Origin of the sequence: Phycicoccus sp. 3266 (genome assembly GCF_031456495.1) — a bacterium.
In the GTDB taxonomy this organism is placed as follows: Bacteria; Actinomycetota; Actinomycetes; order Actinomycetales; family Dermatophilaceae; genus Pedococcus.
Genome location: NZ_JAVDUW010000001.1, coordinates 763,284 through 775,671 on the forward strand (window position 1 = coordinate 763,284; position 12,388 = coordinate 775,671).

The 12,388-nt window shown below is 72.1% G+C and carries 10 protein-coding genes; 1 reads left to right on the forward strand and 9 read right to left on the reverse strand.

Annotation, left to right across the window (positions count from 1 at the left end):
• Positions 1–59: 59 nt before the first annotated feature.
• Complete coding sequence (locus J2X64_RS03670) at positions 60–1,112, forward strand: alpha/beta fold hydrolase (protein ID WP_310149762.1); 1,053 nt, start codon at positions 60–62, stop codon at positions 1,110–1,112.
• On the opposite strand, the gene J2X64_RS03675 is transcribed toward J2X64_RS03670, so the two are convergent.
• From J2X64_RS03675 to J2X64_RS03715, 9 genes are all read right to left on the reverse strand, one after another.
• Complete coding sequence (locus J2X64_RS03675; RefSeq protein WP_310149766.1) at positions 1,093–2,382, reverse strand: thymidine phosphorylase; 1,290 nt, start codon at positions 2,380–2,382, stop codon at positions 1,093–1,095. The genes J2X64_RS03670 and J2X64_RS03675 overlap by 20 nt on opposite strands.
• 157 nt (positions 2,383–2,539) lie before the next feature.
• The gene (locus J2X64_RS03680; RefSeq protein ID WP_310149769.1) at positions 2,540–3,445 is read right to left on the reverse strand and encodes a DUF559 domain-containing protein; all 906 of its coding nucleotides are present in this window, start codon (positions 3,443–3,445) and stop codon (positions 2,540–2,542) included.
• A 208-nt stretch (positions 3,446–3,653) separates the two neighbouring features.
• Positions 3,654–4,118: a cytidine deaminase gene (locus J2X64_RS03685; RefSeq protein WP_310149772.1), complete on the reverse strand. Its 465-nt coding sequence runs from the start codon at positions 4,116–4,118 to the stop codon at positions 3,654–3,656.
• A 5-nt stretch (positions 4,119–4,123) separates the two neighbouring features.
• Positions 4,124–5,392: an ABC transporter permease gene (locus J2X64_RS03690; protein ID WP_310149775.1), complete on the reverse strand. Its 1,269-nt coding sequence runs from the start codon at positions 5,390–5,392 to the stop codon at positions 4,124–4,126.
• A complete protein-coding gene (locus J2X64_RS03695) occupies positions 5,389–6,504 on the reverse strand; it encodes an ABC transporter permease (RefSeq protein ID WP_310149777.1) in 1,116 nt (371 codons plus the stop codon). Before J2X64_RS03695 ends, J2X64_RS03690 begins: the two co-directional genes overlap by 4 nt.
• Positions 6,501–8,012, reverse strand: coding sequence for an ABC transporter ATP-binding protein (locus J2X64_RS03700; protein WP_310149780.1), 1,512 nt, complete (start codon positions 8,010–8,012; stop codon positions 6,501–6,503). The genes J2X64_RS03695 and J2X64_RS03700 overlap by 4 nt, the downstream gene beginning before the upstream one ends.
• Before the next feature lie 210 nt (positions 8,013–8,222).
• Complete coding sequence (locus J2X64_RS03705) at positions 8,223–9,287, reverse strand: BMP family ABC transporter substrate-binding protein (RefSeq protein WP_310149783.1); 1,065 nt, start codon at positions 9,285–9,287, stop codon at positions 8,223–8,225.
• A 135-nt stretch (positions 9,288–9,422) separates the two neighbouring features.
• Positions 9,423–10,640, reverse strand: a complete 1,218-nt coding sequence (locus J2X64_RS03710; RefSeq protein WP_310149786.1) for an amidohydrolase — start codon at positions 10,638–10,640, stop codon at positions 9,423–9,425.
• Between the two features lie 122 nt (positions 10,641–10,762).
• A complete protein-coding gene (locus tag J2X64_RS03715; protein ID WP_310149789.1) occupies positions 10,763–12,358 on the reverse strand; it encodes a methylmalonyl-CoA mutase family protein in 1,596 nt (531 codons plus the stop codon).
• Between the last annotated feature and the right edge of the window lie 30 nt (positions 12,359–12,388).

Sequence of the window (12,388 nt, forward strand, 5' to 3'; positions counted from 1 at the left end):
GGTCACCTCCCCGAGGAGCTGCCATGTCGGCAGAAAAAAGCACGATCGATCGTTTCCGTATGCCGGGTGCCGCCGCCGGACTCGCGGCCGCGCCGTCGCCGGTCCCAGGGGCCGCCGCGTCGCTGCCGGACCCCACGTCGCCGCCGGTCCCGCCGCCCGTCGGGTCGCCACCGCCACCTGTCGCGGCCACGCCGCCCGCCGCCCCGCTGCGACGCGCACGGCGGACCGGGCCGCCGGCCATCTTCCCGCTGGTGCGGCTGGCGTTCGGCCAGCTCGAGCGCACGCCCGCGGTCGGTGGCTGGCTCGCCGAGCGGCTCTGGTTCCGCCTTCCCGCACCCCCGTCCGCGGCCGAGCGCGAGCGACGGACCCCGCCGGGCGGCGAGCCGTTCGAGACGACCTGGGCCGGCGGCGTCGTCCGCGGACGGGTCTACGGCGACTGGGGGCTGCCCACGGCATACCTCGTCCACGGCTGGGGCGGCTGGTGGCAGCAGCTGTCCGCGCACATCCAGCCGCTGGTCGACGGCGGGATGTGCGTCGTGGCGTTCGACGCGCCCAGCCACGGCGGGTCGGACGCCGGTCGCTTCGGCGGCCGGTCGACCACGTTCGTCGAGATGGGCGAGGCCCTGGCAGCGGTCGCCGCCGACTTCGGTCGTCCTGCCGTCGTCGTCGCGCACTCCGCCGGGGCGATGGCGTCGCTGCTGGCCATCGACGCGGGCCTCGACGTCGAGGCGCTGGCGCTGCTCGCGCCACCGGTCTCGGTCGAGCCGATCCAGCGCCTGGTGGCGACGTCGCTGGGCGTCGGCCCGCGGTCGGAGCGGGTCATGCGCGAGCGCGCCGAGCGCCGCGTGGGCCTGCCCATGCAGGCCCTGGACCTCGTCGACCTCGCCTCACGCCAGCGCTCGCTCCCCCGGCTGCTCGTGGTGCACGACCGCCACGACCGGGAGGCGCCGCTCGCGGGCGCGGTCGAGCTGGTCACCGCGTGGCACGGCGCCCGGCTGCTGGTCACCGATCGCCTCGGTCACCACCGGGTCATGTGGCACCCGGACGTCGTCGCCCGCGTCGCCGGCTTCGCGGATGACGCGGCGGAGGAGGTCAGGCGATCCGCTCGATGACGAGCGGCAGCAGGTCGGGGCGCGAGCCCTCGGGTGCGATCGTGAAGGCGCCATCGAGCGCCTCCAGGGCGCGCTCGAACCGTTCCGGGGTGTCGGTGTGCAGCGTCAGCAGCTTCTCGCCGCCGCGGACGACGGCGCCGGGCTTGGCGTGCATCTCGACGCCGGCTCCGGCCTGCACCGGGTCCTCCTTGCGGGCCCGGCCGGCGCCGAGGCGCCAGGCCGCAACACCCACCTTGAGGGCGTCGAGCTCGGTGAGGACACCGTCGGCCGGCGCGAGCACCTCGTGCGTCTCCTTCGCGACGGGCAGCTCGGCGTCCGGGTCGCCGCCCTGCGCGCGGATCATCGCCTTCCAGGCGTCCATGGCGCGACCGTCCGCCAGCGCGTCGGCCGGGTCCACGTCGTCGCGACCCGCCGCAGCCAGCATCTCGCGGGCCAGCGCCAGGGTGAGCTCGACGACGTCCTCGGGTCCACCTCCGGCGAGGACCTCGACGGACTCGCGGACCTCGAGGGCGTTGCCCGCGGTGAGGCCGAGCGGCACCTGCATGTTCGTGAGGAGAGCGACGGTGTTGACGCCTGCGTCGGTGCCGAGGTCGACCATGGTCCGGGCGAGCTCGCGCGCGTCCTCGACCGTCTTCATGAAGGCGCCGCTGCCGACCTTGACGTCGAGGACGAGCGCGCCCGTGCCCTCGGCGATCTTCTTGCTCATGATCGAGGAGGCGATGAGCGGGATCGCCTCGACCGTGCCGGTCACGTCGCGCAGCGCGTAGAGCTTCTTGTCGGCCGGGGCCAGCCCGGCGCCGGCGGCGCAGATGACCGCGCCGACGTCCTCGAGCTGGCGCATCATCTCGTCGTTGCTGAGCGCGGCGCGCCACCCGGGGACCGACTCGAGCTTGTCGAGGGTGCCGCCGGTGTGGCCGAGACCGCGGCCCGACAGCTGCGGCACCGCCACGCCGCACGCCGCCACGAGCGGGGCCAGCGGCAGGGTGATCTTGTCGCCGACGCCGCCGGTCGAGTGCTTGTCGGCGGTGGGCCGCGAGAGCGAGGAGAAGTCCATCCGCTCGCCGGACGCGATCATCGCCGCCGTCCAGCGCGAGATCTCGCGCCGGTTCATGCCGTTGAGCAGGATCGCCATGGCCAGGCTCGACATCTGCTCGTCCGCGACGACCCCGCGGGTGTAGGCGTCGATCACCCAGTCGATCTGCGCGTCGGACAGCTCCCGCTTGCCGCGCTTGGTGATGATGACGTCGACGGCGTCGAAGGACTCACTCATGGGCTCATCGTGTCAGACCGGCTGCGGCCCCCACCACGACCCTCGGGCCGCCGTTCAAGGCGCCACGGCCACGAACGGCACTCTCACCACGACATCGGCGACCGTTCGCGGCACAGGTGCCGCGAACGGCATACGCGGCCACCAGGCAGGGCACCGCTCAGGCGCTCGGGAAGTGCAGGCGCCACTCGTCCGACGTGACCCGTGCCGGGCATCCCCGGGCGGCGAGCGCCGCGGTCACTCGGGCCAGGGTGCGCTCGGGCTCGCGGTAGATCCCCTTCGCGAGGACCACGACGATCCGCCAGCCCTCGACGTCCAGCTCCTCGCGGCGCTCGACGTCCCGCTCCCACTGGCGCTGCGACTCCGCGTGCTGGCGCCCGTCGTACTCGACCGCCAGCCGGAGATCGGGGTACGACAGGTCGTACCGGCGCACCCACCGGCCCCACTCGTCGTACTCGATGTGGTTGACCACCGGCTCCGGCAGACCGGCCAGCACGAGCAGCAGGCGCAGGCGTGACTCCATCGGCGAGTCGACACCAGCGCGGACGAGGCCGGCTGCCCGCCGAGCCAGCGCCCCACGCCGTCCCCGCACGGCAGCGGCGGCCGCCACGAGCGCCTCGGGAGTGGTGCGACGCCGCGCGACGAGCGAGTCCCCCAGCACCACGAGGTCCACCAGCCCCAGCTCACCCGCCAGGTCGACGAACGTGTCCTCCGCCGTGGTCACCGGCACCCCACCGATCCGAGCAGTCGACGTTGACACGCGCCGCCGAGCGCGCACCCCGCGCACCCGCATGCGCCCCGAGGGCAGCGCGACCTCGATCTCCCGGCTCCGCGGGACCACCCCGCCGAGCAGCTCTGCCGCTGTCCGACGAGCCACGAGCGCCCCCTCAGGCGCCACCCGCAGCGCCGCAACGGCCCGCACTCTCAGGTCTCGGGAATCCGACGCACGCGAGTGCACGTCGTGGAAGATCTGGCGGTATGCCGGGCCACGCAACCGGCCCACGCTGACACCTGCGGCTACGGCCTCGGACCGGCTGAACACCAGCGGCAGGCTGCTCCCCTCCATGGTCCGAGCCTGTCCCGGAAACCAGAGGGTCCAGCCGTCGTCCACAGGCCTGGTACGCCTCGGAGCCCTGTCTCGCCCGGCGCACGCGAAGACGTTCGCGACCGCGAGGCCACGAACGGTCGACCCGGGGGGCCATTTCACGACCGTTCGTGGCCCCGACGTCACGAACGGCACCGTGGTGGCTGGGCCGGAGGCCGGGCGGCGCGGGTCAGGCGGGGTGGGTCTCCCGGGCGGCCGCGGCGGTCAGGTTGTCGGGGCCGAACGCCTGCGGCAGCACCTCGCGCATCGGCAGCACGCCCTCGGGGGTGAGCAGCAGGCACTCGGGCCCACCGTTCTCCCACAGCAGCTGGCGGCACCGACCGCACGGCATGAGCGGCTGCCCGTCGCCCCCGACGCACGACACCGCGACGAGCCGGCCACCGCCGCTGGCGTGCAGCGAGGAGACCATGCCGCACTCGGCGCACAGGCCGACGCCGTATGCCGCGTTCTCGACGTTGCAGCCCACGACGACGCGGCCGTCGTCGACGATCCCCGCGACACCGACCGGGAAGCCGGAGTACGGCGCGTACGCCTTGCGCATGATCGCGACGGCCTGCTCGCGCAGGACCTCCCAGTCGATGTGCTCGGCACCGTGCGGGCTGCCGTGGACCGGGGCAGGCGCGTGCTCGGGCATGGGCACTAGGCCCCCTCGCCCTTGCGGTAGATCTGGCCGTCGGCGGCCGGCATCCGCAGCCGCTGCGAGGCGAACGCGAGGACCAGCAGCGTCGTGACGTACGGCGTCGTGCCGGTCAGCTCGGCCGGCACGGCGTCGGCGGCGAAGTACCACCAGGCGACGAGCACGCCGACGACGAGCGCCAGGATGCCCTGCACGAGGCGGCGGTTGCGCACGATCTGCCACACGCCGACGGCCACGAGGATGACGGCGAACAGCAGCAGGAACGCGTGCACGGTCGCGCCACCACGCAGCTGCACCGCATCGGTGTAGCCGAACAGGGCCGCGCCGCTGAGCAGTCCACCGGGTCGCCAGTTGCCGAAGATCATCGCCGCGAGGCCGATGTAGCCGCGGCCGCCGGTCTGGCCGTCGCGGTAGATGTTCGCGGCGACGAGGGCGAGGAACCCGCCACCGAGGCCGGCGAGGCCACCGGAGACCAGCACCGCGAGGAACTTGTACCGGAGCACGTGCACGCCGAGCGACTCCGCGGCCACGGGCGACTCGCCGACGGACCGCAGCCGCAGCCCGAACGGCGTGCGCCACAGCACCCACCAGGTCCCGACGAACAGCAGCACCGCGATGATCGTCAGGATCGACAGGTTGGTGCACAGGGCCCGCAGCACGGCGGCGACGTCGCTGACGAAGAACCAGTTCTTGCGCTCGACCGTCCCGAGCCCGTCGGAGACCCCGGGCAGGGTGAAGGCCGGCAGGTCCTTGATCGGCGGCGACTGGGTCGGGCCACCGCCGGGCAGCCCGCTGAAGAACCGGGCTGCGAGGTACTTCGCGACACCGAGGCCGACGATGTTGATGGCGACACCGGAGACGATGTGGTCGACGCCGAAGGTCACGGTGGCGACGGCGTGGATCAGGCCGCCGAGCGCGCCCATGAGGATCGCGCCGACGACGCCCATCCACGGACCCATGTGGTAGCCGAAGAACCCGGCCCCCCACGTGCCGAGGATCATCATGCCCTCGAGGCCGATGTTGACGACGCCCGCGCGCTCGGACCACAGGCCGCCGAGGCCGGCGAGGCCGATCGGCACGGCGAGGCCGATGGCGGCGGCCAGCGCACCCGACGACGCGATGTCGTCGGCGCCGGTGACCACGCGCAGCACGGCGATGACGGCGAGGACGCCGACCGCGATCAGGGCGTACTCGCGCAGGCCGTAACGGCGCCGCTTCGGCGCGCGGTCGGTCACCGGCTTGGCGCCGACCTCGAGTCCTGCGGCGCTCATGCCGGGGCTCCTTCCGTCGCGGGGACCTTGCCCTGCGAACTCAGCTCCCGGGCGACGCGCTGCTGCTCGAGGCGCTTGTCGGTGCGGCGGATCAGCTCGTAGGCGATGACGACCGCGAAGAGGATGACGCCCTGGATGATGAAGACGATCTCCTGGGCCACGCCCGCAGTGATCTGCAGGGCGTTGGACTGGATGTCGAGGAACGCCCACAGCACCGAGGCGAACGCGATGCCGACGGCGTTGTTGCGGCCCAGCAGGGCGATCGCGATGCCGGCGAACCCGAGCCCGGACTGGAACGTCGTGCCGTAGTTGTGGTCCTGCCCGAACAGCAGCGGCATGCCGATGAGCCCGGCCAGCGCGCCCGACGCGATCATCGCCGTCATCACCATGCGCGGGACCTTGACCCCGCTGGCGACCGCGGCGGTCTCGGACCTGCCTGTGGCGCGCAGGTCGAAGCCGAACCGCGTCTTGCCGAGCACGAACCAGTACGCCAGGCCGACGAGGATCGCCAGCACGATCAGCGTGTAGACCCGGTTGGTCGCGCCGGGGATGAGCTTCAGGCCCTGCAGCTGGGAGGAGTCGGGGATGGTCTTGGTGTTGACCGCGTTGCTCCCCTCCTGCCGGTCGGCGACCTTGAGCAGCAGCCAGCTGACGACGCCGGTGGCGATGGCGTTGAGCATGATCGTGGAGATCACCTCGGAGACGCCGCGCTTCACCTTGAGGTATGCCGCGATGCTGGCCCAGAGACCGCCGGCCACCATCGCGACGACGATGGCCGCGAGGATGTTGAGCCAGCCGGGCAGCCAGGCCTGGCCGGCGAAGACCGCGGCCGCGAAGACGGCGACGCGGTACTGGCCGTCGACGCCGATGTTGAACAGGTTCATCCGGAAGCCGACCGCCACGGCGATGGCCGACAGGTAGTAGACGGTGGCGGCGTTGACGATCTGGACCGTCTGCCGCGGCTTCGGCACGTGCAGGATCGTCTTCCAGACGTCGCCGACCGGGTCGCCGAACAGCGCGAGGATGAGCGAGGTGATGACGAAGGCCACGACGAGCGCCAGCACCGGTGCCGCGAGGCCCAGCAGGACCCGGCGGGGGTTGAGCCGGTTCATGCGGTCTGCTCCTTCTCGCCGGCGCCGGTCATCGCGGCACCGAGGTCCTCTGCGGTCACGTGGTCGGGGTCGAAGTCGCCGGAGAGCCTGCCGCGCAGGATGACGCGGATGGTGTCCGAGAGCCCGATGAGCTCCTCGAGGTCGGCGGAGATGAGCAGCACCGCCAGGCCCTCGCGTCGCGCCGCCCGGATGTGGTCCCAGATGCTCGCCTGGGCGCCGACGTCGACGCCGCGGGTCGGGTGGGCGGCGATGAGCACCTTCGGGTGGTGGCTCATCTCGCGGCCGATGATCAGCTTCTGCTGGTTGCCGCCCGACAGCGAGCCGGCGGTCACGAAGATCGACGGCGTGCGCACGTCGTACTCCTTGACGATGCGCTCGGTGTCGGCCTTGGCGGAGGCCGCGTCGATGAGGGCGCCCTTGACGTTGGGCTCCTCGGTCTGGTGGCCGAGGACGCGGTTCTCCCACAGCGGCGCCTCGAGCAGCAGGCCGTGGCGGTGGCGGTCCTCGGGGATGTAGCCGACGCCGGCCTCGCGGATCTCGCGCACTCCCCACTCGGAGATGTCGGTGTCGCCGAGGAAGACCTTGCCGGACGTGGGCTCGCGCATGCCCATGATGACCTCGACCAGCTCGGCCTGGCCGTTGCCCTCGACCCCGGCGATGCCGAGGACCTCGCCGGCGTGGATGGTCAGCGAGATGTCGTCGAGGACCGGGCGGCCGGTGCCGTCGCCGAGGACGAGGTCCTCCACGCGCAGCAGCACACGGTCCGTGACGGTCGACTCCTCGGTCGTCGGCGACGGCAGCTCGGAGCCGACCATCAGCTCGGCGAGCTGGCGGGCGTTGACCGAGGACGGGTCGACCGTGTCGATCGTCGTGCCGCGACGGATGACCGTGATCGAGTCGGCGACCCGCAGCACCTCGTCGAGCTTGTGCGAGATGAACAGGACGGTCAGGCCCTCGTCCTTGAGCTCGGCGAGCTGGTCGAAGAGCTCGTCGACCTCCTGCGGCACGAGGACGGCGGTGGGCTCGTCGAGGATGAGGGTCTTGGCGCCGCGGTAGAGGACCTTGAGGATCTCGATGCGCTGCCGCGAGCCGACACCGAGGTCGGCGACGAGGGCGTCGGGGTCGACGTCGAGCTTGTACGCCTGGGAGATGCGGGCGATCTCGCGGCGGGCGCCGTCACCGATGCCGTGCAGCTTCTCGGCGCCGAGGACGACGTTCTCCAGCACGGTGAGGTTGTCGGCCAGCATGAAGTGCTGGAACACCATGCCGATGCCGGCGGCGATCGCGTCGGACGGCGAGTGCAGGTCGACGACCGTGCCGTCGACCTTGATCGTGCCCTCGTCGGGGCGCTGCACGCCGTAGAGGATCTTCATCAGCGTCGACTTGCCGGCACCGTTCTCGCCGACGATCGCGTGGACCGTGCCGCGCTGGACGGCGAAGGTGATGTCCCTGTTGGCGACGACGCCGGGGAACCGCTTCGTGATGCCCTCGAGCTCGACGGCGGGCACGCCCGCGGGAGACGTCTGCGCTGCGGTCCGCTGCAGGGGTGGGGAGGCGGTGATGGGTCACGCTCCTGGTCCGGGCCCGCGGCGTCGCGAGCAGTGTGGCGCTGGGGCCCGCCGTCGCGGCGAGCGGAGGGGCTCGGTTCGGGGAAGCACACGGCCCGGGTCAGACGCTACCGCGCCGCCCGGGCCGTGTAACCAACCCTCAGCCGGTGATCAGGGGGTCGTGGGGACCTTGATCTTGCCGGAGATGATGTCCGCCTTGTAGGCGTCGAGCTTGGCCTTGATGTCGGACAGGTGGTCGCCGGTCGTGGAGTAGTCCACACCGCCGGCCTTGAGGTCGTAGACGTTGTTGCCCGTGAGCTCCTTGCCCTCCGAGGCCGACTTGATGAAGTCGTACACGGCGACGTCGACCTTCTTGATCATCGAGGTCAGGATGATGTCGCGGACCGCGGCCGGGGCGGTGAGCGCCTGGTCGGAGTCGACACCGATCGCCCAGTGGTTCGGGCCGGCAGCCTTGGCCGCCGTGAAGACGCCGCCACCGGAGCCACCAGCGGCGTGGTACACGATGTCCGCGCCCTTCTGGAACATGCCCTCGGCCGCGGTCTTGCCCTTGGCCGGGTCACCGAAGCCGCTGAAGTCCGGCGGCTGGGTGAGGTACTGGGAGTCGATCTTGATGTCCGGCTTGACCGCCTTGGCGCCGGCGATGTAGCCCGCCTCGAACTTCTTGATCAGCGGGACGTTCACGCCGCCGACGAAGCCGATGTGGTTCGTCTTGGTCTTCAGCGCGGCCGCCGCACCGACGAGGAACGAGCCCTCGTTCTCGGCGAAGGTGATCTGGTCGACGTTCGGGCCCTTGGAGTCGGCCGAGGCGTCGTCGACGATGGCGAAGTGGACCTCGGGGTTGTCCTTGGCGGCCTTGCCGACCGAGGCGGCGTACGCGAAGCCGACGGCGACCACGTGCGTGTAGCCGGCGTCGACGAGCTGCTGCAGGCGCTCCTCGCGGGCGGCCTCGTTCTCACCGTTGACGGCCGCGGCCTCCTTGGTGTCGACACCCAGCTCCGACTTGGCCTTGTCCAGGCCGGCTGCGGCAGCGTCGTTGAACGACTGGTCACCGCGACCACCCACGTCGTAGGCCATGCCGACCTTGAGCTTCTTGCCGCTCGAGCTCGAGCTGCTGGCGCCCCCGCTGCTCGAGCTGGTACCGCCCGAGCCGTTGCCCGAGTCACCGCACGCGGCCAGCGCCAGTGCTGCCACTGACACGACCGCTGCAACCTTCATCGTGTGACGCAAGGCTGTCTCCTGTTCTTTGGTCTGCACGAGGCGCCATGGTGCGCCACTAGGGCGGCAGGATAGCCGCAAGAACTCGGCCCTCCGACCGCCTTTGGCCGTAGAACTTGCAATTCCCGGAAACCGTTACCGATCCGCGACGGTGCGCTCGGCCGAACTCTTGACCACCCCGGCCACGACAGCGCCGGCGAGCAGCCGGGCGCCGTGGGCCACGGACGTCTCGTCCACGACGAGGTCCCCCTGGTGCAGGTCGTAGGTGCGGCCGCCGGGCGTGCGCGTGCCGAGCCGGGCCATGGCACCGGGCACCCGGCGCAGGTACCACGCGAAGTCCTCCCCGCCCAGCGACTGCGGCGTACCGACCACGGTCATGCCACTGCCCTCGGTGGCCTGGCGCAGCACGTCGATCGCCGCGACGTCGTTGACCACGGGCGGCACGCCCTGGACGTGCTCGAGAACCGCCGTCACGGCATACGGGGCGACGACGTGCTGGACCGCCTCGGACAGCAGGGGGCCGATCGTGGTCCACGCCGTGGCGTCGAGCATCCGCAGGGTGCCGGCGGCGGTGCCGCTCGGCGGGATGACGTTGGCCGCCTGACCTGCGTGGACCTCGCCCCAGACGAGGGCGAAGGCGGTGCGGGGGTCGAGTCGCCGCGACAGGACGGCGGGCAGCTCGGTGACGACCTTGGCGAGGGCGAAGGTGAGGTCCTCGGTGAGGTGCGGGCGCGAGGTGTGGCCGCCCCGGCCGTTGAGGTGCACGGTCACGCGGTCGGCCGCGGCCGTGATCGGGCCCTCGCGCAGGCCGACGCTGCCGGCGTCGATCGTCGGGTCGCAGTGCACCGCGAAGACGGCGTCGACCCCGTCGAGGGCGCCGGCGGCGATGAGGTCGACCGCCCCGCCGGGGATGACCTCCTCGGCGGGCTGGAACAGCAGCCGGACGCCGATCCCCCGTTCGCGCAGGCCGTCCTCGTGCTCCTTGAGGGCGAGTCCCGCGCCGAGAACTGCCGCGACGTGGACGTCGTGGCCGCAGGCGTGGCAGATGCCCTCGGTGGTGGAGGACCAGGTGAGCCCGGTGCGCTCGCTGACCGGCAGGGCGTCGAGGTCGGCCCGCAGCGCGACCCGGTATGCCGGCTGCTCGGCGCCGAGGTCGGCGACCAGGCCCGAGACCGGCAGCGTGGTGACGGCGATGCCCGCCTCGCGCAGCCGCCGCTCGACGAGGGCGGTGGTGCGCAGCTCCCCCCGGGACAGCTCGGGGTGCGCGTGGACGTCGCGCTGGACCTCGAGCAGGTGGGGGGCGAGGGTCTCGACGCTGGCGCAGACCGCGTCCAGCAGGGCGTTCGTGGTCATCAGGGCGCACTGTACCCGCGCCCCCACGGGTGGCGACCGCAGGTCGGGCGGCGGCCACCCGGCGGCTGGCCCGCCCGTCACCCGGCGGCCGGCCCGCCCGTCACCCGGCGGCCAGCCGGGGGTCAGAAGGTCTCGCGCGGGACGTACAGGCCCCAGACGTCGCGCAGCGCGTGGCTGATCTCGCCACCGGTGGCGCGCAGCCGCAGCGCCTCCTTCATCGGGTAGAGCACGTTGTCGGTGCCGCGGGCCGCCTCGCGGACGGCCTCGAGCGCGGCCTCCACGGCGGCGTTGTCGCGGTCGGCGCGCAGGGCGGCGAGGCGCTCGCGCTGGTCGACCTCGATCTGCGGGTCGACCCGCAGCGGCTCGTACGGCTCCTCCTCGTCGAGGGTGAACCGGTTGACGCCGACGACGGTGCGCTCGCGGTGGTCGATCTCGAGGGCGATCCGGTACGCGGAGCGCTCGATCTCGGACTTCTGGAAGCCCTGCTCGATCGCGGCGACCGCGCCGCCCCGGTCCTCGACGGCCTGCATGAGCTCGAGCGCGGCGGCCTCGACGTCGTCGGTCATCGACTCCACGACGTAGGAGCCGGCGAACGGGTCGACCGTCTTGGTCACGTCGGTCTCGTAGGCGATGACCTGCTGGGTGCGCAGCGCGAGGCGGGCGGCCTTCTGGGTCGGGAGCGCGATCGCCTCGTCGAAGGAGTTGGTGTGCAGCGACTGCGTGCCGCCAAGCACCGCACCCAGGCCCTGGAGCGCGACGCGGACGAGGTTGACCTCGGGCTGCTGGGCGGTGAGCTGCACGCCCGCGGTCTGCGTGTGGAAGCGCAGCATCTGGCTCTTGGGGTTCTTCGCCCCGAACTCGTCGCGCATCACCCTGGCCCAGATGCGGCGGGCCGCCCGGAACTTCGCGACCTCCTCGAGCAGCGTCGTGCGCGCCACGAAGAAGAAGGACAGCCGCGGAGCGAACTCGTCGACGTCGAGCCCGGCGGCGATCGCTGCCCGCACGTACTCCTTGGCGTTGGCGAGGGTGAACGCGATCTCCTGCGCGGGCGTCGCCCCCGCCTCGGCCATGTGGTAGCCGCTGATGGAGATCGTGTTCCAGCGCGGGAGCTCCTTGGCGCAGTAGGCGAAGATGTCGCTGATCAGCCGCAGCGACGCCTTCGGCGGGTAGATGTAGGTGCCGCGCGCGATGTACTCCTTGAGCACGTCGTTCTGGATCGTGCCGGCCAGCCGCGTCGGGTCGGCGCCCATCTCCTCCGCCACCAGCTGGTACATCAGCAGCAGGGTCGAGGCTGGCGCGTTGATCGTCATCGAGGTCGACAGCTCGCCGAGCGGCAGGCCGCCGAAGAGCGTGCGCATGTCGTCGACCGAGTCGATCGCGACGCCGACCTTGCCGACCTCGCCGTGGGCGATGGCCTCGTCGGAGTCGTAGCCCATCTGGGTGGGCAGGTCGAAGGCGACGGACAGGCCGCCGGTGCCGTTCGCGACGAGCTCGTGGTACCGCTCGTTGGACTCCTTGGCGGTGCCGAACCCGGCATACTGCCGCATCGTCCACGGCCGCCCCGTGTACATGTTCGGGTAGACGCCGCGGGTGTACGGGAACGCGCCCGGCTCCCCCAGCTGGGCCGCCGCGTCGAAGCCGGACAGGTCCTCCGGCCCGTACACCGCCTTGATCGGCAGGTCGGACTCGGAACGTGCGTCGGGGACGTCGGCGGCCATGCCGGACACGATAGTGAGCCGGTATGCCGC

Coding starts and splice junctions, on each gene's coding strand:
- J2X64_RS03705 (WP_310149783.1), bottom strand. CDS start 9,287: ATGAAGGTTGCAGCGGTCGTGTCAGTGGCAGCACTGGCGCTGGCCGCG.
- J2X64_RS03715 (WP_310149789.1), bottom strand. CDS start 12,358: ATGGCCGCCGACGTCCCCGACGCACGTTCCGAGTCCGACCTGCCGATC.
- J2X64_RS03680 (WP_310149769.1), bottom strand. CDS start 3,445: ATGGAGGGGAGCAGCCTGCCGCTGGTGTTCAGCCGGTCCGAGGCCGTA.
- J2X64_RS03695 (WP_310149777.1), bottom strand. CDS start 6,504: ATGAACCGGCTCAACCCCCGCCGGGTCCTGCTGGGCCTCGCGGCACCG.
- J2X64_RS03670 (WP_310149762.1), top strand. CDS start 60: ATGCCGGGTGCCGCCGCCGGACTCGCGGCCGCGCCGTCGCCGGTCCCA.
- J2X64_RS03675 (WP_310149766.1), bottom strand. CDS start 2,382: ATGAGTGAGTCCTTCGACGCCGTCGACGTCATCATCACCAAGCGCGGC.
- J2X64_RS03690 (WP_310149775.1), bottom strand. CDS start 5,392: ATGAGCGCCGCAGGACTCGAGGTCGGCGCCAAGCCGGTGACCGACCGC.
- J2X64_RS03685 (WP_310149772.1), bottom strand. CDS start 4,118: ATGCCCGAGCACGCGCCTGCCCCGGTCCACGGCAGCCCGCACGGTGCC.
- J2X64_RS03710 (WP_310149786.1), bottom strand. CDS start 10,640: ATGACCACGAACGCCCTGCTGGACGCGGTCTGCGCCAGCGTCGAGACC.